The sequence below is a fragment of the Microseira wollei NIES-4236 genome, from assembly GCF_020521235.1.
Classification (GTDB): Bacteria; Cyanobacteriota; Cyanobacteriia; order Cyanobacteriales; family Aerosakkonemataceae; genus Microseira; species Microseira wollei.
Genome location: NZ_BLAY01000030.1, coordinates 12,932 through 37,503, shown reverse-complemented (window position 1 = coordinate 37,503; position 24,572 = coordinate 12,932). Strand labels below are relative to the sequence as shown.

Here is a 24,572-nt window from a genome sequence, read left to right as displayed (position 1 = left end):
GAAGGAAGAGGAGAGAGGGGGAGGGCGAGTTTGCTGTTTATCCCTGGGGACGGTTGACTCGAATCAGATTTCCTCTTAAGGTTTCAAATGCAGAAATAGCTTCGTTAATGCGCGTCGCCATTCTTTCCCGCTCTTGATCGTCTTTGCAGGCGATGATACCAAAATGTTCTGGTTGTAAGCGGTGAAGTCGGAAGAAATCTTGCCGATTTAAAGTCAAAACTGCCCGTTGTTCGCTCACAGCAAAGGCTAACACTTCTTCGTCAGGAATTTTAAGATTTGCTTTTCCTGCTTCCTGTACTGTTAGAACATCGTGACCTAAATTTCGTAGCAATTCTACTACCCGCTTTGGGAATTGTTCGTCTGCATAAAGACGCGCCATCTGTTAATCTTCCTCATTGTTTTTGATTGCTATTTCAATTTCATCAGGATATGCCTCAGCATAAGCCCAAGCATTTGCTAAGTCAGCAGCTGATATAGTTGGGTAGTCATATAATAGTTCTGCTTCGGCGATTCCTAAACGACGAGCGTTCACCAGTACCCAAACAGGGATGCGAGTTCCGGCAATCCGGGCATCGCCACCGCAGACACCGGGAGTTTTTTCGATTCCTTGCCAAGTGTTACTTAAACTTTTGGCTAATAGTTCTATTGCCAGTGCTTTTTCGGCTGGCGTTAAAGCCAGGAGTTGTTTTTCTAATTCTTTGAGTGTCATAGTTAATAGCTTTTTGTATCCTGGATACATCTACTTCAGGACTTACGCAGCTCGTCCATAAATAGTGTTTTGTAGGGGCAATCCCCCGTGGTTGCCCCTACATCTAGAGGCGTTGCGTAAGTCCTGTACTTGAGATTTTAGCAAGTAAATATGATGGCTGATATACAGCGGCTTGCAGCCGCGTGAGGGAAAGCGTTATCGCTTCGTTTGTGTAGCGGCACCCTTAAGGGTGCCGCTACACAAACGAAGGTGTACCTCATTCGAGTGCAATCCGCTATAATATCGTTGACCGTTGCATCGGAATTAGAGAAATTTTCAATGGTATCAACGATCTTTGTAGGGGCACGGCATAAATAAGCTTTGCCGTTAACTCGCAGGTTTTCTGCCGCCGTGCCCCTACAAACAATGTTAATCATTCCGATGCAACCGGATTTGATATAACAGACGGTCACTCTGATTTCGCAGCTTGCCTATCCGCCACACCTAATACAAAATTTCCCGCTTAGGTTTTTCGATTTCAGCTATCGGCAATTAACCCCACACGATCTTACGCCAAACAACCGGGTTTATATGAAGTTTATAAGTAAGTAGCAATGTTTATCTCCACTCACCCTGAACCACAAAAGATGCCCAGTAATAAGGCGCTTTCCATTGTTGAGACTTAATCATTTCTAACTGAGTGGCGCGCATCGCTGCCACGGGATTTAAACCCGCTCGTAGCATCTTTTGGTAATAAATTTGCATCAGTTCTGAAGTTTCTACCGTACTAACGCTCCACAAAGAAACCACGACTCGCTTTGCTCCGGCATACATAAATCCTCTGGTTAAACCGCTAATACCTTCTCCCGGTTTAGCTTCTTTCAAAGTTTTCTTTGTGTCATCGGTTGTGACTCCGGCTAATCCGGTATCGCAAGCGCTTAAAACTACCAATTCTGCCGGTAAATCTAAGTTGAAAATATCGCTCATTAGTAGGAAGCCTTCTTGCGATTTTCCTCGTTCGTCAAACAAAGAAAATACCAGTCCCGATAATTCTGGGCGAGTTTCATTTAACAGTCCGTGAGTGGCAATATGAACGATGCGATATTGGGCGAGATCGGGGCTGTTTGCAGTGGCGAGATTAGCCTGGAAATCGAAGGCTGATTTTTGGGCGTTTTTGGGGAATAAGGCGAGGATGGCATCGGCTTCTTGGCGGGTTTGAGGTAGGCGACCAAATGAACGTCCAAAAGCAAAGTCATCTAGCGATCGCGTCAATGCCATCCCATTAAGATTATTGCTTTCTGCCTGGGTTTGTGCGCTGTTCTGGAGGCGGGAGTCGTTTGATTCAAATACTGGATCTGCTATGGCAGCGATCGCTTTCGGGGCGAGGGTGCGTCCTTGCACTTGTTGGCGCAGAATGGCAATGCTGGAAGCTGAAGGCAGGGTGACTATTTCGTTTTGAGCGATTAAGGGATTTTGGCCTAAAGGTAAGGCAGCAAAGGGAATTAATTGCAACACTCCGTCACCGACAATTAATAAGCGTTGATTGCCGAGTTGATTGGCTACGGGTGCGAGTAAGATTTGGCTTAATTGAGTTCCGGTTTCAGGGTTGGGGGATTTTGATTTAATTTGTTTTAAATAGGTTTGAACTGCGGCTTCTATATCTGCGCGTTTGGGTAGTTCGTAACTGGTAATGCCGGTTTTTGTGACTGCCCATAAATAGCTGCGGTCATCTCCGAGGGAATATTGTAATAAGATGGTGTCGTTATCGAGTACTTGTTGTTGAATTTGTGGCAAGGTGAGGGGGTCGGGATATTTCAGTGCCGCATAGCGGGGACTTTTTTGTTTAATTTGCGCTTCTAATTCTTGCAGTTGGTTGCTGAGGGTGGCAATTTTTTGTTCGAGTGCTTTTAAGTCGGCTTCGCTGCCTTGACGGGGTTGTAGGCGAGTGGCTTCGGCGGCGTTAAGTTGTTGGAGTAAACTGCGTTCTTGGGCGAGTAATTGGGGATCTACTCCTTGACGAATATCTGCACCTGATTCGGCGAGCAGTTCTAAAAAACTTCTGGCTCTGGCGCGTTCTGATATGTGCAATGCTAGTGCGTCGTAACCTTTGGTGGGGTTGGTTTTGTGCAATTGCATTAGGAGGTCGATGTAAAATTTGTAATAATCTTGGACTGTGGCAAAGTAAGAAGCGCGGAGGTCTTGGCTGATGATTTTGCTGCGGAGTTGTTCGATTATTTTGATTGCTGCTTCGATGTTGGTTAGTGCTGCGTTGAGATTGTTTCTGTCGCGTTCTAGATAGGCGAAATTAGAGAGGGTAAGAGCTTCTCCTGATTTGTTGCCGGTGACACGAGAAAGAGGTAGAGATTGGTTGTAGTAGTCGAGCGCTTTCTGTTTCTCTCCTAATGCAAAGTAGACTGCACCGATGTTATTGAGGCTATCTGCTTCCCCAGCCTTGTTGCCCAAGGCACGGCGAAGCGCCAGGGATTGGTTGAAATAGTCGAGCGCTTTCTGTTTCTCTCCCAACTCTAAGTACACTTGACCGATGTTATTGAGGGTAGTCGCTTCCCCAATGCGATCGCTCACTGCTCGAAAAACGGGCAGGGATTGGTTGAGGTAGTCGAGCGCTTTCTGTTTCTCTCCCAAAGCAGAGTAGACTTGACTGATGTTATTGAGGGTAACGGCTTCCTGTCTCTTGTCACCTGTGGTACGAGAAAGGGGCAGGGATTGATTGTAGTAGTCGAGCGCTCTCTGCTTTTCTCCCAATGCGTCGTATACTAAACCGATGTTATTGAGGGTAACAGCAACGCCTGCTTGGTCGCCGACGGCACGAGCAAGAGGCAGGGATTGGTTGAAGTAGTCGAGCGCTTTCTGTTTTTCTCCCCAATCGTCGTAGATTCGACCGATATTATTGAGGGTAATAGATTCCCCAAAGCGATCGCCGACGGCACGAGCAAGAGGCAGGGATTGGTTGAAGTAGTCGAGTGCTTTCTGTTTCTCTCCCCAATCGTCGTAGACTCGACCAATGTTACTGAGGGTACGAGCTTCCTGTGCCTTGTCGCCCACCGCACGAGAAAGGGGCAGGGATTGGTTGAAGTAGTCAAGGGCTTTGTGTTTCTCTCCCAATGCGGAGTAGATTCCACCAATGTTACTGAGGGTAGTTGCTTCCCCAGCTTGGTCGGCGGTGGCACGAAAAACGGGCAGGGATTGGTTGAAGTAGTCGAGCGCTTTCTGTTGCTCTCCCAATGCGTAGTAGACTCCACCAATACTGTAAAGGGTAATCGCTTCTCCTGCTTTTTCCCCGGTGGCACGAAAAAGGGGCAGGGATTGGTTGTAGTGGTCGAGTGCTTTCTGTTTCTCTCCCAATGCTTCGTAGACTCTACCGATGCTATAGAGGGTAATCGCTACTCCTGATTTGCTGCCCACGGCACGCCAAAGAGGCAAAGATTGGTTGAAGTAGTCGAGCGCTTTTTGTTTCTCTCCTAAATCTGAGTAGACTCTACCGATGCTCAACAAGGTAAAAGCTTCCAATCCCTTCTCCCCCAGCGTCCGATAAAGCCGCAGTGCCTCTTCCCATTTTTCAATTCCCTGTCGTAAAGATTCTGCTGTTCCTTGCTGCAATAGTTGCGTTCCCTCCTGCAACGCTCGTTCGGCAGCAGCGCGAGTCGCCTCTTGCCCGGTAGCACCTGGCTGTTGGGCAATGCTTGCACCCATGCGCCTCGGCGTAGCAGGGACAGACTCTGATACCAAGAGAAAACCGAGCAATAGAGCCAATAAAACCTCACCCCCAACCCCTCTCCTGCAAGCAGAGGGGCGTCTTTCTCCCCCTTCCCTCGCAGGGAAGGCTTTTGAGTGAGGTTTTTTCCCCAGAAGCGATACTACTTTATGCAATAAAACGGGCGACTTCTGCTCAATGGCATCTCTGTTCGGTGGTTGAGTCATAGCTGCACCTGCCCTCTCTTGCGTCTGATGGAATCTCTACTGCAAGATATATCCGGTGCGGTGGAACTTATGCAGGTGGATAAAAAACGTAACGTCGGGAATGTGGTGGAAAGTTATCAGCTCACCCGAAGATTACAGCGGTTTTCAATGGGGTGCAATACGACATGGTCGGGACACGGCAGGAGAAAACCTTGGCGCTGGTGGCAAAAGTTACTGATGCCGTGTCCCTACTCCCGATCGATTTGACTGATATCATTTTCGATGGCATTGATATCGTAAACCATCGGACAAGGGAGACAAGGAGGACAAGGAGGTTTGGATCAAAAGAACTCCTCAACTTGCACAACCGATGCCACCTGTCTTTGAGATTCTTTTCTGGAGAAGTCTAATCGGAAGTAGGGAACATGAGTCAGTTTTGTCGCCAACTCAAAGATTTTCTTCTGCCGTGCCCCGACAATGTTGCGTTGCACCCAATTGAAAACCGCCGTAAGCGCGTTGGGTTAAGGTACGAAACCCAACCTACCCATCTACTGAATTTACCTCTAACCATTGAGCTAGAGAATCTTGATTTTCTTGGTCAGTTGCCAACCGTTCCACAATCTCCACCACTTCCATTTCAGCCACCTCAAGTAAATAGCCATTTAATCCCAGGAATGTGTACATCACCATAAAAGCGGTTCTTTTATTACCGTCGATAAATGGATGATTTTTCGCCAAACCATATCCATAAGCTGCTGCTAGTTCAAACAGACTCGGTTGACCGTAAGTAAATAGATGTCGAGGTCTAGCTAAACTAGCCGCCAGCAAATTTTCATCTCTGATTCCCGAACGTCCTCCATGTTGAGCAATTTGATCCGCATGGATAGCTTTCGCCACATCTTCAGATATCCAAAGCGGTTCGCTCATTTAGCTAACTCCCGCAAGGCATTTTTATATTTTTCACTACCTTTTCTGTAGATTTCCATTGCTGTTTCAAACTCCGGATTGCCAGTTGTTAGTTGCATCCCTTCAGGAGTTTCTGTCAGCAACAAACTATCTCCCTCGCTGAGATTAAGCTGTTTTAAAAGTTCTTCAGGCAAAGTAATTACTAGAGCATCGCCCATTTTCTGAACTTTCAGCGTATACATAACATTCTCTCTTTGTATTTTTGAAATTAATTGTACCAAAAATCCGGGAAGGGCAGGCGGGACGCCCACCCCACAAGAATTTTTCTGATTTTGTGGGGTGGGCATTCTGCTTCCGGAAAGGGCAGGCGAGACGCCCACCCCACAAGAATTTTTCTGGTTTTGTGGGGTGGGCATTCTGCCCGCCTCGCCCACCCCACAAGAATTTTTCTGGTTTTGTGGGGTGGGCATTCTGCCCGCCTCGCCCACCCCACAAGAATTTTTCTGGTTTTGTGGGGTGGGCATTCTGCCCGCCTCAAATAAAAAATTAATCACCCAGACGCAAAAGCATTCCAGGTTTAATATTCCCTGTAAAAGTTGCAATTCCAACTAAACCCCGACGCGACTGTAGAGTCACTTTACTCCCTAAATTTTCCGGCGGACTAACAACAGTCAAAACCCTACCCGGAGTTGAATTTGCTAAAGCCCTATGGTTTAATCCTCCTAACCACAATGTAGCTCGATTTCTGTTGACTTCAGTAACCGCAGCATTGGCGGCGGGAGTAGCAGGATCGAGCAAATAAATTGGTTGCTGACCGTAGCCACTGCCAACTTTCACCTCATAGGTAGGATTTTGCTCCCAACTCTCAGGAATTTGTTGATTGGTATATGCGATCGCCCGATCCGGCGTACTCGTCTGTTCCCAAAGATACTGAATTAAAAGGTAACTAAAAATCCCGGCGAAAAAGCCATTAATATGCACATCTTTGGCAGTTTGATTGCGGTTTGTCGCCGCTAATACAACTCCGTTACCAACCCCAGTTTTATACCCCTTGACAAATTCTTCAGGCGTCAGATTTAATCGAGCCAGCCACCGTTCTTGGTAAGACTTCTCCAGTGGCGAAATTTCTAAGCTTTCCCTACCATTGATTACCCGCTCTTTAAATTCTTTTCTGGTCGCACTACCGGAAAAACAACTATCAATCACCGCCGTAAAATTTTCTGTTTTTATCGCCGACATCAACAGAAATAAAGTATGCCCCATAATATCTCTGACTTCCCCACCAGCTTTAATGCTTAAGGTGCTATCAATTGGCACTAACGTCCCGTTTACATTATTCCCATCCACCCATGAATCAGTCATAATCGGGTGAGGATCGCGGACAAGGGAACCGTGACCAGAATAGTGAAATACTGCCACATCTCCTGGTTTAGCTTGTTTAATTAAATGTTCTTCAAACGCCGATAAAATTCCTTGACGAGTTGCCTGTTGATCGGTGATAATATAGATATCTTTCGGATTAAATCCAAACCGATGAATTAGCAGATGGCGCTGCATCTCCACATCAGTGATACAGCCATCTAAAGGCAAAATTTTATATTGATTAATTCCCACTAATAAAGCAAGTTTACGGCGAGTAATTTGGGCTAAAAATTTACCGTAACGCTCCGCTTTTGGCATCAAGTTTAACTGACTCAAACCGAGGGTAGCGAGAGTCGTTACGGCAAATTGGCAAAAGCGACGACGCGATATTTGAGACATAATATCGACTCCTTTATCAGACTAGATTATAGGCGGCGCTCGCGCGTTCTTTCCCCCTTGGGGAATTGATTTGCTAGGAAAGAATCTAAGCAATTAGCAATTAGCAATTAGCCTTTTCGATTTTAAACATTTCAAGGTCTAGGTAAAAAGCTCGAACGCTTGTCGCTTTGTCAGGAACCTTGAGCAAAACCGATAGATGGCTATACCAAGTTAAAAACTCCTGCAACTTTTCATCTTTAGCCAAGAGTTCATCTGGATTTTGCTTGAGCGACAGGAGTTGCTCATCAGCATTCTGGATCATAAAGGTATTTTTGTAGAATTAGTTGCCACGATTATAGCGATCGCATCAACCCTCCCCAACCAGAAGAGGAGTCATATCATGTCCCGCAACGGTTGTGTAACTGCTAATAGCTAATCGCTAATGGCTAATGTCAGGAAAAATACTATATTAGCAATTAGCAATTAGCAATTAGCCATCGATACACTACCGATCTCTCGCGGACATGATATCAGGACTTACCCCAATCACCGTTTCTCCGAAAAATCGTTGGTTTGGCAACCAGAGATTGACTCAGAAACTTTGGTGATGGCCTCTTTGTGCGTCAGTCCTGGGAGTATCCTGCCAGCGAAGGGGGCAGGATTACCGCCCTCTCCGCGCCGTCGAGGGGTAGGGGGATAGGTATCCCTTGTAGTATTGAGAGTGACAGTTTCCAGATTGGTTGCCCTCTCCTGGCTCAAAAGTCCAGAATTCAAGCCAGATAGGGCAATTTTCCAGTCAGATGACTTAGTGTCATAACATCCGCATATTCACGCATCCGGGTGATTTGCAATGGATTTAGATACATGATGACTGAAAAATCAGTAATACGACTGGGGTGCATTCTCAAAATCAATCGGTAATAGCTAATGGGTAATTGGTAGTAGGTAATAGGGGTGCAAAGACCCAAGACCCAAGACCCAAGACGGATAACGATTTATAAATCAAGCAGGTAATTCATGTTTTCAACTTACAGTAACGAAGCCCTTAGGCTTGTTCCAAAACAACCCAGTATTCAAACCCAACAGTTAGAAGACGCTGCTTTAACCAATTTGAAGCCTATTTCGCTCTTGCAAGCCGTTTTGGAAGGCTTTATTGACGGGATTTTGATTCTGACGGAACAAGGGGAGTGCCTTCATGCCAATCAGTGTGCCACAATGATTTGCGAGCAACTGCATCCAGGAAATTCGCCAATTAACCCGGTGCCAGCAGAAATTTGGCATGTTTGCGAGTCCTTAATTGAAAGTCGCGACTTATTTCCGACTCAAAAAATGATTATTGAGTCGGAAATTACCAAAGGCGATTCCGTCGCATTTCGCGTTCGCGTGCGGTGGCTTAAATTAGAACAAATCAAGCGTCCTTGCCTGTTGGTGACGTTAGAAGATCGATATCAGTCGATCCAAAGGATCGTGACAACCGATGTCCACAAATACGGCTTAACTCCCCGCGAAGCCGAGGTGTGGTTACTTTATCGAGCCAATTACTCGTATAAAGAAATTGCGGATGAACTGTTCATCACCCTCAACACGGTAAAGAAACACATGAAAAACATTCATGCCAAGCGAAAAGCTATCTGCAATTTTGATCGAGACTGAACCCTAAGCCTCAAATTACCTCTAGGGTTAACGGCGATTTAGGGCATCTTGGACTCGTCGTTCCAGCGCCTGGTCAGATTGCCGCATGCGTGTAATCGCATTGAAGCTTTCATTGGTGAAATTATTCTTTTTAACAATGTTCTCAGCCTCGTCGCAGTAGCGAGCGGCAATATCGCGGGCGCGTGGGGGGAGAGCTTCGAGGCTTCCAGGTCTTTGGTCGCAAGCAAACGAGGGAACTTCTCCGCCGATAATTCCCTTAATTTCGTTATAGGCGCTTTGACGACTGGACTCAATCTCTCTAGCTGCTTGGGCGTAGCGATTGATCTCATCGTCGCTTTGCGCTAAGGCGCTGGAACGAAAGGCAAAACTAGGGGAACCCAAAGACAACTCAACAGTCACCCCGGAAAGTAAACCCCAGGTGGAGAGAACTCCCACAATCAGAGATTGGGATAGTATCCGATTCAACATGGGTCGAGCAATAGGACGGCAATTATTGGACATAATGGTTCGAGAGGGATAACAACCATATCAACTGGTTGTATTTTTTGAACTATTTTAGGGGAGTAAAGTTCCTGAGTTATCAGTAGTCACTTGTGTGGGGGCGCACTTTGACCAAAAATTTGGCATACAAGCCCCGTCGTTCTACGACGGCTTTATTGTATTATGGGTAGTGGTCAACGACCCACCTAGTTTGGCAGTCGATATACCACCCTAGGCGGTGTGAAACCGAGCCTGAAACAAAATAGGGAAGCCAAATAGTCAATAGTTTATAATCTACACTTCCAGGCATAAGTCAAAAATTTGTTGCATTTTTCAACGATACATAAGTCGCGGGTGGGCTATCCGAGACTCTAAACGCACTTGGAAGCAAGTGTCAGACTACAGTAGTAGCAGTTTGCGCTCAACCGTCAACCCGCCCTTACTCTTTTGAATGGTAGGAATCTCCGTACCTTCAGCTCCCAGAGGATGTCAACAACCATCAATGCCCAAATCGACAGTTGCAGGACTTACCCACGACGAGAAAAGAAACAAAGGTGAGACCTCGATCTCTGGTTGACAAACCAACGATTTTTCATAGAAACCCGGTTTCTTTGCGTAAGTCCTGCGATCTCAACTCGCCACAGCGTCAGTAGTTGGTGGTTTTTTTCTTAACTATTGACTACGGACGACTGACAGTCCTCAAAATTTGGCAAAGTTCGATAACTTTGGCAATTAGGGTGGTTTTTGCTGCCGATCCCTGCTTGAGGCTGACTTCTAAGTCTAGCAGGATGGGCAAGGTTTTCTGGAGTTGGTGCAAGCTGATAGACTGGACTTCCTTTAACAGGATGTAGACGCGCTTGGGGTTCGGCACTTCGGCAGCTTTTGCGATCGCCATTTCATCCCGAATTCCCTCTGCTGTCATCAGCTTCACCCACAACCAAGTGCGAAATCGTCCGATAATTGTAGCCGCAATTACCAAGGGTGGCTCGTTACGCGCGATTAAATCCTCGACTAAGGCTAATGCGCGTCCTGTATCCCCCTCGCGAATCGCGTCTGCTAGTTTAAAGCTATTTTGAGTATTCGCCGTTACCAAGGCGGCAACAACGTCGGCACTTAAAGTTTTTTGGGTACTATCGGCGTAAAGCTGCAACTTTCTCAGTTCGCTATCTTGCAGTCGCGTATCGTTCCCCACTGCGTCCACCAACAAATCGATCCCTTCTGGGGTCAGCTTCACCCCCAGATCGAAGGCAGCTTGCTTTACCTGCTGGGCAAGTAGGTCTTCTTTCCAGGGCGGAATTAAGGAAAACTCTTTAATTTCCGCATGTTTTTGCAGCAGTTTGGTAGATTTAAGCCGACCATCCGGTTTATTGCGCGTCGTGAGCAAAACGACGGATGTGTCGGGTAGGGCAGAGAAGGTGCGCTCTAATTCCGCCAACAGCGCTTCGGAACACTGCTGACATACCGTCGTATCGCACAACCAAACCAAACGCCTTTGAGCGCCAAACGGGGGCGTCATGGCTTGATTTAAACCCTCAATTACCCCCTCTGGTCGCTCCGCCGCAATTTTGTCATAGTTAAAGCTAGCCCATTGGGGATCGATAACCGATTCGCGCAATTTGTCAACCGCTTTGTGCAGCGCAAAATCATCTTCCCCCCAGTAAAAGTAAATTGCCATAGTCCCTAAGGATTCAAAACCTCGTTCTTCTTTGCTAAACTGTGATTCGTATAAGATTTGGGCATTTTTTTGCATCGGCTTCCCAGTTTTGCAGAAAAACAGCTTCTAAAAATAAACGGCATTTCCATAGCGCCCAACTTTAAAATCAAGTTAGCACGGGAGGCAATCGAAGGTGGACGATAACTATCCAACTTACTTAAACCGAGTGGCACGGATGACGCAGCCGGAAACTTATAGGTTCCAAGTACAGCACGTTCAGGAATCTTCAAAGTTTGAACCGCGTCCAGAGGGTGGCAGGCAAGCTGTACCTTTTCCTGGGTATACATTGATTACCCCGCCTTGGGAAGATGAGTCAAAAAACGAGGAATTTTATACAAATTTGAAGGCTTGTCAAGAGCAAATCGCGCAGCAGATTGACCCTGGGTTAATGGTTCCCCTGCCTCCATCTAGCTTTCATCTCACTTTAGCCGATTTGATTTGGGACGATGCTTACCGTCACGCTACAGGGGAAAAGCCTGATTTTGAACCGCATCTGCGCCATACTATCGACCAAATCTTAAAACAGTCCCAGCCTTTGGTCAGCGGTGGAAACCCGATTCGATGGCAGCTGTTGGGACTGATCGTCATGCCCAGAGCCTTGGGGGTAAGTCTTGTGCCAGCGGATGAGCAATCTTACGATCGCATTGTAAAATTACGTCGGGCGCTCTATCAAACTCCCGATTTAATCGCTTTGGGGATCGAACAGCAGTACGGCTTCACCGCCCACGTCACCCTTGGCTATTTTGGCGATATCCCGTCCAATCTCGATAGCGATCGCCTCAGCAATCTTTTTTCCGATTTGAACCTCCAATGGCTCGATAATCCCCAAGAAATCTTGGTACACCGCGCCGAACTTCGCAAGTTTGACGATATGACTCGCTACTATCGCGAACCTGACTGGCCTGTATTAGAATTTTAGATTTTAGATTTTAGATTTTAGATTGGGGGAATTTGGTTAAAAGTCCGCATAATCTAAAATCCATCTATCTAAAATCCAAAATTTCCATGATTTCTCTCAATCACCCAATTCTGGAACAAAGTTTTGCCATCATCGACCAAGAAATCGGCGAACATAACTTTAGTCCAGCCGAGTACGCGATTGTCCGGCGAGTGATTCACAGTACGGCTGACTTCGAGTTTAAGCACCTGATTCGGTTCAGTCCAGGAGCGATCCCAGCGGCAATCACTGCTCTCCAGCAAGGCGTGCCTATTGTTACAGATGTGGGAATGGTTGAAAAAGGGGTTGCCTGGATGGTCGCCAAAACCTTTAACAACCCCCTCATCTGTGCCGTTCAGGCAGCAGACGTTGCACTTGCCGGCAAAACTCGCACCGAAACCGGATTACTCCAATGCTGGCAGAAATTCCCCCAAGGGATTTTTGTCTTCGGCAATGCGCCTACGGCTCTGCTGGCGCTGTGTACTGAGTTGAAGTTGGCACCCGTATCACCCGCTTTGGTAATTGGCGCACCCGTTGGCTTTGTTTCCGTGGTCGAGTCCAAAGCAGTCCTGGCGCAAACTCCAGTACCCCAAATTCGCGTTGCCGGGCGCAAAGGCGGTTCTGCCGTTGCATCTGCCATCCTTAATGGTTTAATAGTTCTGGCTTGGGAAAACGCTAATGGTTAATGGTTAATGGCTAATGGCTAATTGCTAATGGCTAATTGCTAATTGTGAAGCTCGTTAACTACGTGTTGGAGATCAAAGCTTTTTACTATTAGCCATTAGCCATTAGCCACGATCAAATTATGACGGTACATGTAGTTGGAATTGGCTTGGATGGGGTTGCTGGACTGACTGCTGAGGTGCGGCACCTGGTTTTGCAGGCGACGCTGCTGGTGGGGAGCGATCGCCACCTGGACTATTTCCCCAATCACCCCGCCAGACGCATCGTTCTGAACGATTTTACCCCGGCGATTCGGGAAATTCGCCGCCGTCTGGAAACCGGCAACACCTGCAGCATTGTAGTATTAGTCTCTGGCGATCCGCTGTTTTTTGGTTTGGGGCGTCTGCTGCTGTTGCTATTACCTCCAGAAGAGTTGGTGTTTCATCCCCATGTCAGTTCGGTTCAATTGGCGTTTAACCGCATTAAGGTACCTTGGCAAGATGCCCGATTTGTTAGCGCCCACGGACGTTCTTTTGACGAGTTGACGCAAGCGCTACAGCAGGGTGCGGGCAAGATTGCCGTATTAACCGACGATACCCGTACTCCCAATGCGATCGCTCGCCTGCTGGAAGTTTTAGATCTATCGATTTACTACGATTTCTGGGTGTGCGAAAATTTGGGCGGTAACGAGGAGCGCGTCAGGTGTTTAGCGATATCAGAGGTATTAAATCAAACCTTTGCCCCGCTGAATGTGGTAGTTTTACTGCGTCGAGAGTCTCTGAGCGATAAAGACGAGGACATTTTGCCCCTGCCCAATTTAGCATCTCTGCCGATGCTGGGGTTACCCGATGGCAGCTTTTTGAGTTTTAGCGATCGCCCAGGATTGATCACGAAGCGGGAAGTCCGCACGTTAGTTTTGGGAGAATTAGCCCTAGCAGACAAACAAACTATCTGGGATATCGGGGCAGGTACGGGATCGGTTTCGATTGAAATTGCCCGCTTATTTCCGACTTCGCGAGTTTATGCCATAGAAAAAACCGCCGCCGGTAGCGCCCTGATCGAGAAAAACTGTCAGCGCTTTCAAGTGAGAAATATTATTTCTATCCACGGAACCGCCCCAGAAATTTTATACCGCTTACCCGCCCCCGACCGCATTTTTATTGGTGGTAGCGGCGGCAATTTGAGTAAAATTCTCAGTTTTTGTGGGGGTAACTTAGCTGCTGATGGATCGATTGTACTAGCCTTGGCAACCGTGGAACATGTGAGTGAGGCGGTAAAATGGGCGAGCGATCGCAACTGGAATTACCACCTGTTGCAAGTTCAACTATCGAGATCCGTTTCTGTAGGGCAGCTAACGCGCTTTTCCCCCCTCAATCCAGTCACAATTTTAACCGCCAAGCGCTTTTAGATTTTACTCCCTTCCCAGTAAAATCTTACTACTTCTTCCCTCTTCTTCCTTCGCGTCCTTTGCGTCTTTGCGGTTCAATAAAATTTTTCTCCCACCGAAGCGAGTAGATTCAATTCCATTATCCACAAAACCGCTGCGGTTGCTAACAAACACAAAATACCCACTGCACCCGCTAAAGGTTTCCCTGCCAAACCTGTTATCCAAACAGATGCCTTACCAGTGTATTTTATTAACCCAGCCGCATCAATACTAGCGAGTCCCCATATCCACCCCGCGTGGAGTCCCCAAGCTAAACCTAGATCCCCGACCTCACACAACCTCGCTAATACCAGTACCATTCCCATGAGCCACAATCCTGGTATTTGGGGCAAGGTTTCTCGAATTTCCCAAACCAGATGCAGAACAGCAAAAATCAGACTGGAAATTGCTGCTGCCACCCAAAGTGTAGCTGTGGGTTTAACCAGCATCTCTGCGGAAACAGCAGAGGCTTCTTTAAACCCGCCCCCCATTAGTGAGTTCAAAACGAAGCCCCGAAAAATTAATTCCTCGGTGCCACCAATCCACAATCCCAGCAATAAAGTCGGCAACCAAACCGATTTCAGTTGCCGCCAGTTTGACTGCTGCCAACTAATCCAGCCCAGCGCCCATTCTATGCCAAATATAACGACCAAGCTGATTACGGCTAAGCCGAACCCCAACCCTAAAGAAACTAAAACAACAGGGTTTGGCGGCAAGCCGTAAGTTGAAAAAGATCCCCCCTCTACCCCAGCAATTCCCCACAATAATAGGGGCGCTATCAGGTAAAGCGAAGCCAATAAAGGCAGCTTTTGCGCTGCTGCCAATGGCTTTGGCGGGTGCCAATTAATCGCCAGCGCAATTGGGATCGCTATCGGTAACCAGCACCCTACCCAGGCTATGAAAAAACATATTACCCGCAACATTGGGTGCGCCTGGGTAAAAAACAACAAAAGCGAACTAGCTGCCCGGTCAAACAAGGTCATCGCAACAGCAGCAACAGCTTTGATTTCGTTGACAGCAAGCTTTGGCGAAAAAGGCTTCCGATTGCCCTATCCGGCTTGGTGTCAGTCAATTGAGTTGACACTCCCCCAGATAACTCAGGGGGATTCTTGGTCGCTCAAACCAGCTTGCCGTGACAGAATTACTCGAATTCCCACGCTATATAAACCAAGGCTGGCGAATTTTATTCTTCGTCAGAGTCTGAGTCTTCCTCGTCTACTACTTTACCGTTGCTAGAGCTTTTATCGCTGTCAACCTGAATCAGGTGGATGTGTTTGTAGCCCAGCTTGATTTCAAATTCATCACCAGGCTTTAATCCCATTGCCTCGGTGTAGGTTGAACCGATAACAATCTGACCATTTTTATGGACGCTTACGCGGTAGGTCGGTTCGCGACCGCGACCATCTTTTGGTCCTTCTGGACTGAGAGGAATGCCTCTTGCTGCCAGAACGGCATCATAAAAATCGGTCAGATTGACTCGTGTCTGGCTGTTTTTGGTTACGGTGTAGTACCCGCAGCGCTTTGCTGTTTCGCGCCGTGGCAAGTGGGAGAGTTCTTTTACTTTTTGAAGCAGTGCCTTTCCTGTTAATGCATTCGGTGTTGATTCAGTCATCGTTTTTGGAAATATCCAGTTTTAGGTAACTTAATAAAGTCGCACATGCCCAGATGGGCCTTATAAAGAATATATCCTTAAATCTGCTATTTTTGACAAGTGTTTTTGAGAATTTTCACCGTGACTAAAAACCTGCATTACCCAGGGCAATTTCCGGAAGTACATCCAAGGCCAATCTGGCAATCAACACACAAGGGTCGCCGGGGTACTTACCACAAAAAAGAGCGATCTGCTACAGAATTTTTAAAGAAATGTCTACCTGGGGTTGTACAAGCGATCGCACCGTTGTATAGCGCCAGCCATTTTTTGATCGGTACTGACCTTAGGGTTGCCAGATGTGAGCGACTTGGCTGATGGAGAAATATATCTTACAGGATATTTGCTGGCATTTGATCGGTTGATCTTTTTGATCTCGCTACAGGGGAATAAGGGGTGATTCCCCAAGGCAGGTAAGATGATGGGGCGTAAAGGTGATGGGGAATCTGACTTTTCGGTGGCACAGATGAGGGATGTTCGGGAGATGAAGCAGAATTTTTTCCCATCTTCCCCCGCTTCGGGATCTTCCCCAGCTTTAAAGATGCCCTGAAAAGTTAAGATATCCCCACCAGCCTAATCAGCCTATCTCCCTACTTAAAACTCAGCAAATTAAGTACAGATAGCTTAAAACGAGTTTCTCGCAACAGGGAGCGTCAACCGGGAAAACGGCGCTGGACTTAGCTCTTGTAGCGATGTTCGGCTTTAAACTGGAAGTGGTGATAGTTTTGTCGTCACCAGATCCCGCCACCCATGTTGAAACGACCCGCTGGCTTTGAGCGACACTTAAGAGCAGGGCAGGTTTAGATTTCGAGACAAAGGTTCAAGAAAATGCAAGTTTTTTTTAAGATTTTACGGCAGAGTCAAAACAGCGAGCCTTGGATTCAAACTTATACCCTGGATGTCGATCCAGGCAATACCATCCTGGATTGCCTCAATCGGATTAAGTGGGAGCAAGATGGAAGTTTAGCATTTCGCAAAAATTGCCGCAATACCATCTGCGGTAGTTGCGCGATGCGGATTAACGGTCGTTCGGCTTTGGCATGTAAGGAAAATGTTGGCAGCGAAATGCAAAGATTGCAACAGTTGCTAGCCGCGTCAAATTCAACTCCAGGTGAAACCCTACCCGAAATTACCGTCGCACCGATGGGCAACATGCCAGTCATTAAGGATCTGGTGGTCGATATGAGTAGCTTTTGGGATAACTTGGAGGCGGTCGATCCTTATGTATCTACGGGTGCTAGGCAAGTTCCAGAACGCGAGTTTCTCCAAACTCCCCAAGAAAGAGCCAAGTTGGATCAAACGGGTAATTGTATCTTATGCGGTGCTTGTTATTCCGAGTGCAATGCTCGCGAGGTGAATCCCGATTTTGTTGGCCCCCATGCGCTGGCTAAGGCATATCGGATGGTAGCAGACTCTCGCGATGCCCAAACCTCACCTCGTTTAGAAAAATATAACCAAGGGACTGCGGGAGTTTGGGGTTGCACTCGCTGTTATTACTGCAATGCGGTTTGTCCGATGGAGGTCGCCCCAATGGATCAAATCGGTAAAATTAAAAGCGAAATTCTCCATCGCAAGGATTCCCAGGCGAGTCGCTCAATTCGCCACCGTAAGGTATTAATCGATTTGGTTAAAGATGCCGGTTGGATTGACGAACGTCGGTTTGGCTTGCAGGTGGTGGCTAATTCGTTCCGCGATATCAAGGGATTAATTAGTCTGGGGCCTTTAGGGTTACGAATGCTAGTTCGGGGCAAATTCCCCCTGGGATTTGAGCCTTCACAAGGGGTTGATGCGGTACGGGATCTGATCGAATCGGTGCAAAATCTAGAGCAGCAGTCTCAGCCTCAATTATAGATTTCAGCTACCTGCCAGAGTCAGCCCATTTTCGCGAACTACTAGGGTGAACTGACCTTCGCCTTCGCGATCGGCGGTGCTGACTCTTACAATATATATGCCAGTGGCAGGTAATTTAACTTTGAGCTTTTCGTCGCTGCTGCCAAGGGACTGAGCATCAGGAGCCAACAGGGACAAACTCGTATCAAGATCGCGACTTTCCAAACTAATCGTCACTGACTGTCCAGCTTGACCTGAAAACCAAAAATCCTTATATTCACCTGAGCGAAGTTCGCCGGTTTTCCATAAAATCAGGCTCTCGCCGCGTAGGTTATAAGCTCCTGATTCCCCTGCACTGTGAGAGTTAGCAATTACCCTGTAACTGCCATCCGATTGCAGTTGGATCGCTATTTCAGCATCAGGGTCAATGCCACCTTGATCCGAGAATAGTTGTACGCCATTCGGGTCGAGCAAAATCAAATAGGGGTCAAATTCCAGGCTTACCATGTCAATTCTGACCCACTGACCAGCCTTTCCTACAAAGCTGTAGGCATCGCAAAGGCTTCGATTCTTAGGCAAAATGTTGTCACCGCTACTGAGCCTACCACTGACAACTGGGCCGTTCAGCACAAGTTGTTGAGGTTCCTGCTGACCAATACAAGCCCATTGCTTCGGAGGAGGTTCTTTTAAGAAAGATTGCACCGCATCTACAGAAATTGCAAAATTCACACCCCCATCGACGTAACCCCATCCCCTGGTGTTCACTCCAATCAATTCGCCCTGACTGTTCAACAGCGGTCCCCCAGAATTGCCGGGATTGATTGCTGCATCAGTTTGCATTTCTCCATTTTTTCTGTCGATGCGGCTAATAATACCTCTAGTCAGGGACTTGCCAACATCAAAGGGATAGCCAATCGCAAACACTGGCTGTCCCACCCTGACTGAGTCGATACTACCAAAGCGGATTGTTGGCAAATTCTTTTGTCCCCGAATTTGTAGGAGGGCTAAGTCTATGCCATCAACTTCTCCAACGTAAATCACATCTGCTCTTAAGTGACTCTTATCTAGCAGGGTAACAGTCACAGTAGCGGCATTCCCTACAACGTGAGCATTCGTGACTACTTTACCGTCTGGGGTGATAATGAAGCCGCTAGCAGTGCTGTCAGCAGTCTCTATGCGGACTACCGCCCGACTTGTCTTGCGATATACTTCTTCGCTGATGTCTTCTTGAGCTACGGCACGGTTGGAATAAACCCAGCTAGGGTTTGAGAAAGCAATCTCGTTAATCGCTGTCACGCCAATTGTAGCGACCGTCGTCAAAATTCCCGATACTGCTAGACGCAGTAGTTTCCTATTCGTTCTTCGGGTGCAGTGCGACTTTTCGTCTAACATATTGACTTATTGCACCTAATCTGCTATATATAGCTTTCCCCTGCTTAACGTTTAGGAATTATATCATGTCCTTAGGTATCGGTAGTGTATGGATGGCTAATTGCTCGCTTGCTAATTGCGAGCTTTTCAATTGCCAAAAGAGCAGCCATTAGCGATTAGCTATTAGCAGTTACACATTGGACATGATATTAATGCTGAATCAAAAATTTGCTGTTTGAAATCTTTGTTAATAGGATGTGGGAGCCAGCAGCTGGGACTGATACCAAATCCGGTTGTACAACCCCTTTTGAGCCAAAACGACTGAAAGTCGCGCCTACACAAACCCAAAACGACTGAAAGTCGCGCCTACACAAACAAAGACCGCCTACGCGGTCTAGCTGATAAAGGGGGTATTAGACCCGGATTTGGTATTATGTGGTGCGATCGCTCATCTGATCGCTTCAACCACTACAAACCCCAGCTTGGCAATAGCTCCAAAATGCAGGCATCTTACCTCAGTTGCAGTCGGCGACCGACGCTACTAGCCACGGCGCGTAACAGGTAAGCACCCGTTTCTCCAGGTTCCCGCGAGTTTGCCAGTAACATATAAGTGCCGTTTTCCGGCAAAATCGCGGCAATCCTGGCGTTGCCGCCGCCACCGCCATCACCCACTTGTGCGAGTTCCCTGCCATCGGGACCCAGCAAAATTAAATAAGGCTCAATTTCCTGGCTGCTCATCTCAATCGAGACGCGCTGACCCGCTCTGCCCTCAAACGTGTAAAAGTCGAAGAAGCTGTTATCTGCCGGTAACACATTGTCTCCCCTACCCAGGGAACCAGAAATTGGCGAACCGTTAAGTACCAACCGTTGAGATTGCTGAGGCACTACATTTGATCGTTGCGGTTGTGTTTGGGCGACGCGGGGTGCCCTTCCCTGACGCACCGCCGTGAGGAAAGGCTGCACCCGGTCGATGTTAATCGCAAACCCGATGCCGATATTACCGGGAGTCGAACCGTTGGTAAAAATGGCAGTATTGACCCCAATTAATTCTCCCTGGCTGTTGAGCAATGGGCCACCAGAATTGCCGGGATTGATTGCAGCATCGGTTTGTATCAAGCCCCGTTGTCGGTCAATGCGGCTGACGATCCCGACGGTGAACGTACCGGCAAACCGACCAAAGGGATTGCCAATCGCAAATGCTCGCTGACCCACTTGTACCGAACCCGGACGCGCCAGTCGCAGCGTCGGCAGATTGCTAGCCTCTCGAATTCTCAGAACGGCTAAGTCCAGACCGTTGTTACCAAAGGCAACAATATCGGCTGGGACTTGCCTGCCATCTGCCAGGATTAGAGTAATGGGACGGCGGGCGTTGCCGACGACGTGGGCATTGGTTAAAACCAGGCCATCCGGGCTGATAATACTACCGCTGCCCGTGCCCCTACCTGTATTAATCGAAACAACTGCTGCACTCGCTTGTTGATAGACGCGAATATTCGTTTGTTCGTCAACAGCTTGGGCAGAGACTGGAGTAACATCGAGCCAGAATTGGCTGGTTAGAGCGATCGCTCCCATGCCAGCAGAACCTATAAAACCACTGGTAGCTAGGACTCCTGAAGCCGCGATTGGTAAAAGTTTAGTATTCATCCTGAGATTTGGATATAAGTGTTGACGGGTTTGAATAGAGTAAATATGATTTAGCTTCACCTTTATTTTTACTTTTTCCCATGTGGCTGTCTAATCCTTTTATGAATGTTGAAAACAAGGTTTTGAGCCTTGTATAGCGGATTGCACTCCCATGAGGTACACCGCAAGTTTGTCAAGCGCGCAGCCATTTTTGCTGCGCGCTTGACAAACGAGCGCGATAACGCTTTCCCTCACGCGGCTGCAAGCCGCTGTAATTGATAAAAATATTAATTTTAGCCGCTCGCGCTAAGTATGCTTGCGGGTTTTGCGCCATCGTTGCAGTTCCATAAAAATGCTAAAAAGCAACCGTTGCCAATCAAAGCCGGTTGCTTGTCTGTATGAGCTTGCGTTAGTATCAGGCAAAAAAACAGCCTCTAGTCAAACAATACCCACCTATTTAAAGTCTAGTAGTCAAAATTCCCGGAATTATCTTCTTCATTGCTGGTTTTAATTGGCTGGTAATCAACGTAGTCTGTTGGCGTTGCTTCTACATCTTCTCGATTGCGTCGCGATGCAGACTCTTCAGAACGACGCCGCCTGGGGCGGGGCGAGGTAGTTTCCGTCTCGGTGATTTCTTCCTCGCGGGGGGGACGAGTTCTGCTACGGCGAGGGGGTCTGTCTTCATAAGAGATATTCTCTTCTGGTGTTCCCCACTCATCTGTTGGTTCTAGCGTCCGTGTTTCTGTCCGGGAACGACGTCTGGGGCGCTCTGCTGACCCTTGTTTTTCTCTATCGGCACTTGATAGTCGCCCGGATGGACGAGGACGGGGTTCCTCCTCATACGCTCCATTGCGGGAGGCGCGCGCGTCCCTGCTGCCTCGAATTCTAGGACGAGCTTCGTACTCCTCATCCTCCGCCCCGATTTCGTCGAGTTCGGCTTCCTGATAAACGTTGTATTCTCGGCTGACGGTGCGTCCCCTATCTACAATTGGTGTATTCCGCTTCGCTTGCTCGGTGGTAACGCCCCGCAGGCGAAGGTTTTCTACGGCAAAAAATACCGCCGATCCTGCCAACAAGTACTGACTAAACGCCAGAATTGGATCTAAGCGCCATCCCTGAAATAGAAGTATCAAGCCGCACACTAAACTAATCGCGGCAAAGAATATATCCTGATCTCTCGCTAGTTCCGGGCGTATCGATCTGAGAAAATATAGACCTACACCAGCGATCGCTAGTGCGATTCCTAGAAAGCTGACAAAAGACAAGCCCAGATTGAGCATTTTGTTTCTCCGTGCATGAGTGTTAGGGCAGCGAGTCGGTGTTCCACATTTCCACTTTAGCTTGACACGCTTAGTTTTAAATCAAGAGCCGCTTTTGTCTATATTCAAAAATGGACGCTTGTCTGCCGTTCTAACGGCGTGTAGGCGTCCTCGTCATTGTTTTTCTGTTGCTTTAAAGCCAGAAGCTTTTTTGCTCGTCTATCACACTTGAGATTCGGGTGGGTCTTACGAGCGCTGAATTTTATCTTTCTGGCTGATAAAGACCAGCCCGACTACTACTGGGATGACGACGATTACCAAACCGGCGAGCAGACTGTAAAAAAAGTTAGCTAAGGAAGGAGTCATAAATTCTGGCCCTCTTTGTAACAAAACGATACTGTCCTCTCATTTTACCCTTGCGATCGCACCTTGAGAAGCCATTGCAGCTACGGAAAACTCGTGAAAGTTGAGTCGAAAAAACGCTTTGGGGGGATACAAATCTTAAAATTGTAGTGAAAGCGGTAGTTTTGCCCAAACCTGGGAGAAATTCCTGGTGTTGGCATCTTGACAAGACAATCGCTGCTAGTGAATGCCAGACCTTAGATTAAACCGCCATGACAACAGCAACCATCACCAGCTGGACTTTGGGTATCGTGTTAGGGCTAATGACCCTGCTGTTCATTTTCCGGATTGTACTCACCTGGTATCCCCAAGTCAATCTCAATCGCTTCCCCTTTAACCTGATTGGTTGGCCTACCGAACCCTTTTTAGCGATAACCAGAAAGATCGTACCGCCCTTAGGCGGCGTAGACATTACCCCCATTATCTGGGTTGGCATCTTCAGCCTGCTGCGGGAAATTCTCTTAGGACAGCAAGGACTGATAACGATGATGGCATCGGTTGGGTAATTGGTAATCGGTAATGGGTAATTGGTGAGGAATTGCCCATCACCCATGACCCTCGTGACCCAGGCGGTCGCCTGGGAACGCCATTACCCCTTCTTGATCATCCCCTCGACAAAATTGGTGTAAACATCGCCCTGCAAAAATGCTGGATTTTCCAGGATTTTTTGATGAAATCCAATCGTAGTTGGCACACCAGTGATGGCAAACTCCCGCAGGGCGCGTTTCATTCTCCTAATCGCCGTTTGACGATCTGGCCCCCAAACGATTAACTTACCAATTAAAGAATCATAATAGGGTGGAATTTCATAGTCTGTATAAACGTGGGAATCCATCCGTACCCCATTACCGCCGGGAGGCAAGTAACCGCTGATCCGCCCTGGGGAAGGTCGAAAATTATGATCTGGATCTTCGGCATTAATTCGGCATTCAATCGCATGACCCCGTAGCATTACCTGGTCTTGAGTTAAGCTGAGTCTTTCACCTTGCGCTACCCGAATTTGTTCCGCAACCAAATCAAGACCTGTAATCATTTCTGTAACGGGATGCTCGACTTGAATTCGGGTGTTCATTTCCATGAAATAAAAGTTACCCGATTGGTCGAGGAGAAACTCAACCGTACCCGCGCCGACATAGTTAATTGATTTAGCCGCCATCACCGCCGCTGTTCCCATTTTTTCTCGCAATTCCGGGGAAAGTGCGGGACTGGGGGCTTCTTCTAATAGCTTTTGGTGGCGTCTTTGAATCGAACAGTCCCGTTCGCCCAAATGGATAACATTGCCGTAGGAATCGGCTAAAATTTGAAATTCAATATGGCGCGGACGCTCGATAAATTTTTCCAGATAAACCCCTGGATTGCCAAAAGCTGCTTCTGCTTCTCCCTGCGCTGCTTGGAACAGTTTGAGGAATTCACTCGCTTCGCGCACCAAGCGCATCCCCCGTCCGCCGCCGCCAGCAGTGGCTTTAATCATCACCGGATAACCAATTTGACGCGCCAGGGAAAGTGCTTCTTTCTCTTCTTTTAGCAACCCGTGGCTTCCAGGTATTGTAGGGACGCCAACTCGCTGCATGGTTTCTTTAGCAGTTGATTTATCACCCATTGACCGGATGGCTTCTGGGGAAGGTCCGATAAAAACAATCTGGTGATCGGCGCAAATTTCGGCAAATTTGGCATTTTCTGCCAAAAAACCGTAGCCTGGGTGAATTGCCCCGACATTGCGCGTCAAAGCTGCGGCGATGATATTGGGGATATTGAGATAACTTTTACTGCTTACGGGTTCGCCGATGCACACGGCTTCGTCGGCTAGCTGGACGTGGAGGGCGTGACGGTCAATGGTAGAGTGAACCGCAACAGTTGCGATTCCCATTTCTTCACAGGTGCGGAGGATGCGGAGGGCAATTTCTCCCCGGTTGGCAATTAGAATTTTAGAGAAGCGCATTTTCTGTGCTTTTGACAACAGCGGTGGCACGAAGTTAGATAGAAGAACCACGACGAGCAACGCGAGGCAGGTTGCGAACGGCGATTCGCTACGCGACGGCTACGCCGAACGCAAGCAGCTTGATAGCGAAGCAGCTTTTTGTGTTCGGCTGTTAATCGTATCATGGCTGAATGGGGCTAAAAGAAGAAATTAGCAACTTTTCTTATCCTTGGGTCTTGTTAAGCTGGGCGAGTGTGAGTTAATATGAATATCTGACTCCTGACAAACGCGGATGTGGCGGAATTGGTATACGCGCACGTTTGAGGGGCGTGTGCCTTTGGCTTGCGAGTTCGAGTCTCGCCATCCGCATTGATGATTTAAAGTAGGGACGCTTGT

27 protein-coding genes and 1 tRNA gene are annotated in these 24,572 nt (G+C 47.8%); 8 read left to right on the top strand and 20 right to left on the bottom strand.

From position 1 onward, the window contains the following. Positions 1–37: 37 nt before the first annotated feature. The 4 genes from MiSe_RS11920 to MiSe_RS11905 all read right to left on the bottom strand — a co-directional run bounded on the left by MiSe_RS11920 (position 38) and on the right by MiSe_RS11905 (position 4,627). On the bottom strand, positions 38–379 hold the full coding sequence (locus tag MiSe_RS11920) for a DUF5615 family PIN-like protein (protein WP_226579256.1): 342 nt from the start codon (positions 377–379) through the stop codon (positions 38–40). Between the two features lie 3 nt (positions 380–382). Next, entirely contained in the window at positions 383–709 is a 327-nt protein-coding gene (locus tag MiSe_RS11915; RefSeq protein WP_226579254.1) for a DUF433 domain-containing protein, read from the bottom strand. A 137-nt stretch (positions 710–846) separates the two neighbouring features. After that, complete coding sequence (locus MiSe_RS11910; protein ID WP_226579252.1) at positions 847–1,125, bottom strand: hypothetical protein; 279 nt, start codon at positions 1,123–1,125, stop codon at positions 847–849. Between the two features lie 181 nt (positions 1,126–1,306). Further along, positions 1,307–4,627, bottom strand: a complete 3,321-nt coding sequence (locus MiSe_RS11905; RefSeq protein ID WP_226579250.1) for a CHAT domain-containing tetratricopeptide repeat protein — start codon at positions 4,625–4,627, stop codon at positions 1,307–1,309. Between the two features lie 27 nt (positions 4,628–4,654). Between MiSe_RS11905 and MiSe_RS11900 the strand changes: the two genes are divergently transcribed. Further along, the gene (locus MiSe_RS11900) at positions 4,655–4,873 is read left to right on the top strand and encodes a hypothetical protein (RefSeq protein ID WP_226579248.1); all 219 of its coding nucleotides are present in this window, start codon (positions 4,655–4,657) and stop codon (positions 4,871–4,873) included. 74 nt (positions 4,874–4,947) lie between these two features. Here the strand turns inward: MiSe_RS11900 and MiSe_RS11895 are convergent, their stop codons facing one another. The 5 genes from MiSe_RS11895 to MiSe_RS11875 form a co-directional block, all read right to left on the bottom strand. Beyond that, entirely contained in the window at positions 4,948–5,097 is a 150-nt protein-coding gene (locus MiSe_RS11895) for a hypothetical protein (protein WP_226579246.1), read from the bottom strand. A 49-nt stretch (positions 5,098–5,146) separates the two neighbouring features. Further along, positions 5,147–5,533: a type II toxin-antitoxin system death-on-curing family toxin gene (locus tag MiSe_RS11890; RefSeq protein WP_226579244.1), complete on the bottom strand. Its 387-nt coding sequence runs from the start codon at positions 5,531–5,533 to the stop codon at positions 5,147–5,149. After that, positions 5,530–6,036 (bottom strand): AbrB/MazE/SpoVT family DNA-binding domain-containing protein, encoded by a 507-nt coding sequence (locus MiSe_RS11885; protein ID WP_226579241.1) that lies wholly within the window; start codon positions 6,034–6,036, stop codon positions 5,530–5,532. The genes MiSe_RS11890 and MiSe_RS11885 overlap by 4 nt, the downstream gene beginning before the upstream one ends. A gap of 22 nt (positions 6,037–6,058) precedes the next feature. After that, entirely contained in the window at positions 6,059–7,273 is a 1,215-nt protein-coding gene (locus tag MiSe_RS11880) for a caspase family protein (protein ID WP_226579238.1), read from the bottom strand. Positions 7,274–7,373: 100 nt separating this feature from the next. Further along, the gene (locus tag MiSe_RS11875) at positions 7,374–7,574 is read right to left on the bottom strand and encodes a hypothetical protein (protein WP_226579235.1); all 201 of its coding nucleotides are present in this window, start codon (positions 7,572–7,574) and stop codon (positions 7,374–7,376) included. Positions 7,575–8,269: 695 nt separating this feature from the next. On the opposite strand from MiSe_RS11875, the gene MiSe_RS11870 reads away from it, so the two are divergent. Continuing rightward, positions 8,270–8,905, top strand: a complete 636-nt coding sequence (locus MiSe_RS11870; RefSeq protein ID WP_226579217.1) for a helix-turn-helix transcriptional regulator — start codon at positions 8,270–8,272, stop codon at positions 8,903–8,905. Positions 8,906–8,932: 27 nt separating this feature from the next. Here MiSe_RS11870 and MiSe_RS11865 read toward each other — a convergent pair whose 3' ends face one another. Both MiSe_RS11865 and holA read right to left on the bottom strand, forming a co-directional pair. Next, positions 8,933–9,406, bottom strand: coding sequence for a DUF4168 domain-containing protein (locus MiSe_RS11865; protein WP_226579214.1), 474 nt, complete (start codon positions 9,404–9,406; stop codon positions 8,933–8,935). Between the two features lie 658 nt (positions 9,407–10,064). Next, the gene (gene holA, locus MiSe_RS11860; protein WP_226579323.1) at positions 10,065–11,060 is read right to left on the bottom strand and encodes a DNA polymerase III subunit delta; all 996 of its coding nucleotides are present in this window, start codon (positions 11,058–11,060) and stop codon (positions 10,065–10,067) included. Positions 11,061–11,232: 172 nt separating this feature from the next. Here holA and MiSe_RS11855 point away from each other — a divergent pair, with 172 nt between their 5' ends. The 3 genes from MiSe_RS11855 to cbiE all read left to right on the top strand — a co-directional run bounded on the left by MiSe_RS11855 (position 11,233) and on the right by cbiE (position 14,107). Then, entirely contained in the window at positions 11,233–12,018 is a 786-nt protein-coding gene (locus MiSe_RS11855; protein ID WP_226579211.1) for a DUF1868 domain-containing protein, read from the top strand. Positions 12,019–12,104: 86 nt separating this feature from the next. After that, the gene (locus MiSe_RS11850) at positions 12,105–12,722 is read left to right on the top strand and encodes a cobalt-precorrin-8X methylmutase (RefSeq protein ID WP_226579209.1); all 618 of its coding nucleotides are present in this window, start codon (positions 12,105–12,107) and stop codon (positions 12,720–12,722) included. A 119-nt stretch (positions 12,723–12,841) separates the two neighbouring features. Next, positions 12,842–14,107, top strand: a complete 1,266-nt coding sequence (cbiE, locus tag MiSe_RS11845; protein ID WP_226579206.1) for a precorrin-6y C5,15-methyltransferase (decarboxylating) subunit CbiE — start codon at positions 12,842–12,844, stop codon at positions 14,105–14,107. A gap of 74 nt (positions 14,108–14,181) precedes the next feature. Here the strand turns inward: cbiE and MiSe_RS11840 are convergent, their stop codons facing one another. The 3 genes from MiSe_RS11840 to MiSe_RS11830 all read right to left on the bottom strand — a co-directional run bounded on the left by MiSe_RS11840 (position 14,182) and on the right by MiSe_RS11830 (position 16,279). After that, entirely contained in the window at positions 14,182–15,108 is a 927-nt protein-coding gene (locus MiSe_RS11840) for a CPBP family glutamic-type intramembrane protease (protein ID WP_226579204.1), read from the bottom strand. A 200-nt stretch (positions 15,109–15,308) separates the two neighbouring features. After that, positions 15,309–15,737, bottom strand: a complete 429-nt coding sequence (locus MiSe_RS11835) for an AbrB family transcriptional regulator (protein ID WP_226579202.1) — start codon at positions 15,735–15,737, stop codon at positions 15,309–15,311. Between the two features lie 368 nt (positions 15,738–16,105). Next, a complete protein-coding gene (locus MiSe_RS11830; protein ID WP_226579200.1) occupies positions 16,106–16,279 on the bottom strand; it encodes a hypothetical protein in 174 nt (57 codons plus the stop codon). A 322-nt stretch (positions 16,280–16,601) separates the two neighbouring features. Between MiSe_RS11830 and MiSe_RS11825 the strand changes: the two genes are divergently transcribed. Then, positions 16,602–17,624 (top strand): succinate dehydrogenase/fumarate reductase iron-sulfur subunit, encoded by a 1,023-nt coding sequence (locus tag MiSe_RS11825; protein WP_226579198.1) that lies wholly within the window; start codon positions 16,602–16,604, stop codon positions 17,622–17,624. A 3-nt stretch (positions 17,625–17,627) separates the two neighbouring features. On the opposite strand, the gene MiSe_RS11820 is transcribed toward MiSe_RS11825, so the two are convergent. From MiSe_RS11820 to psbX, 5 genes are all read right to left on the bottom strand, one after another. Continuing rightward, entirely contained in the window at positions 17,628–18,995 is a 1,368-nt protein-coding gene (locus MiSe_RS11820) for a trypsin-like peptidase domain-containing protein (RefSeq protein ID WP_226579196.1), read from the bottom strand. A gap of 489 nt (positions 18,996–19,484) precedes the next feature. Then, positions 19,485–20,618 carry a S1C family serine protease gene (locus MiSe_RS11815; protein WP_307731341.1) on the bottom strand — a complete coding sequence of 378 codons (1,134 nt, stop codon included), beginning with the start codon at positions 20,616–20,618 and terminating at the stop codon, positions 19,485–19,487. A gap of 172 nt (positions 20,619–20,790) precedes the next feature. Then, the gene (locus MiSe_RS11810; RefSeq protein WP_226579194.1) at positions 20,791–20,931 is read right to left on the bottom strand and encodes a hypothetical protein; all 141 of its coding nucleotides are present in this window, start codon (positions 20,929–20,931) and stop codon (positions 20,791–20,793) included. Between the two features lie 130 nt (positions 20,932–21,061). Then, positions 21,062–21,877 carry a Ycf66 family protein gene (locus MiSe_RS11805; RefSeq protein ID WP_226579192.1) on the bottom strand — a complete coding sequence of 272 codons (816 nt, stop codon included), beginning with the start codon at positions 21,875–21,877 and terminating at the stop codon, positions 21,062–21,064. 225 nt (positions 21,878–22,102) lie between these two features. Beyond that, positions 22,103–22,222 carry a photosystem II reaction center X protein gene (psbX, locus tag MiSe_RS11800; RefSeq protein ID WP_226579189.1) on the bottom strand — a complete coding sequence of 40 codons (120 nt, stop codon included), beginning with the start codon at positions 22,220–22,222 and terminating at the stop codon, positions 22,103–22,105. Positions 22,223–22,470: 248 nt separating this feature from the next. On the opposite strand from psbX, the gene MiSe_RS11795 reads away from it, so the two are divergent. After that, positions 22,471–22,764: a YggT family protein gene (locus tag MiSe_RS11795; RefSeq protein ID WP_226579186.1), complete on the top strand. Its 294-nt coding sequence runs from the start codon at positions 22,471–22,473 to the stop codon at positions 22,762–22,764. A gap of 83 nt (positions 22,765–22,847) precedes the next feature. On the opposite strand, the gene accC is transcribed toward MiSe_RS11795, so the two are convergent. Next, positions 22,848–24,197, bottom strand: a complete 1,350-nt coding sequence (gene accC / locus MiSe_RS11790) for an acetyl-CoA carboxylase biotin carboxylase subunit (protein WP_226579322.1) — start codon at positions 24,195–24,197, stop codon at positions 22,848–22,850. Positions 24,198–24,464: 267 nt separating this feature from the next. Between accC and MiSe_RS11785 the strand changes: the two genes are divergently transcribed. Beyond that, positions 24,465–24,545 (top strand) — tRNA-Leu (locus MiSe_RS11785). Positions 24,546–24,572 lie beyond the last annotated feature (27 nt).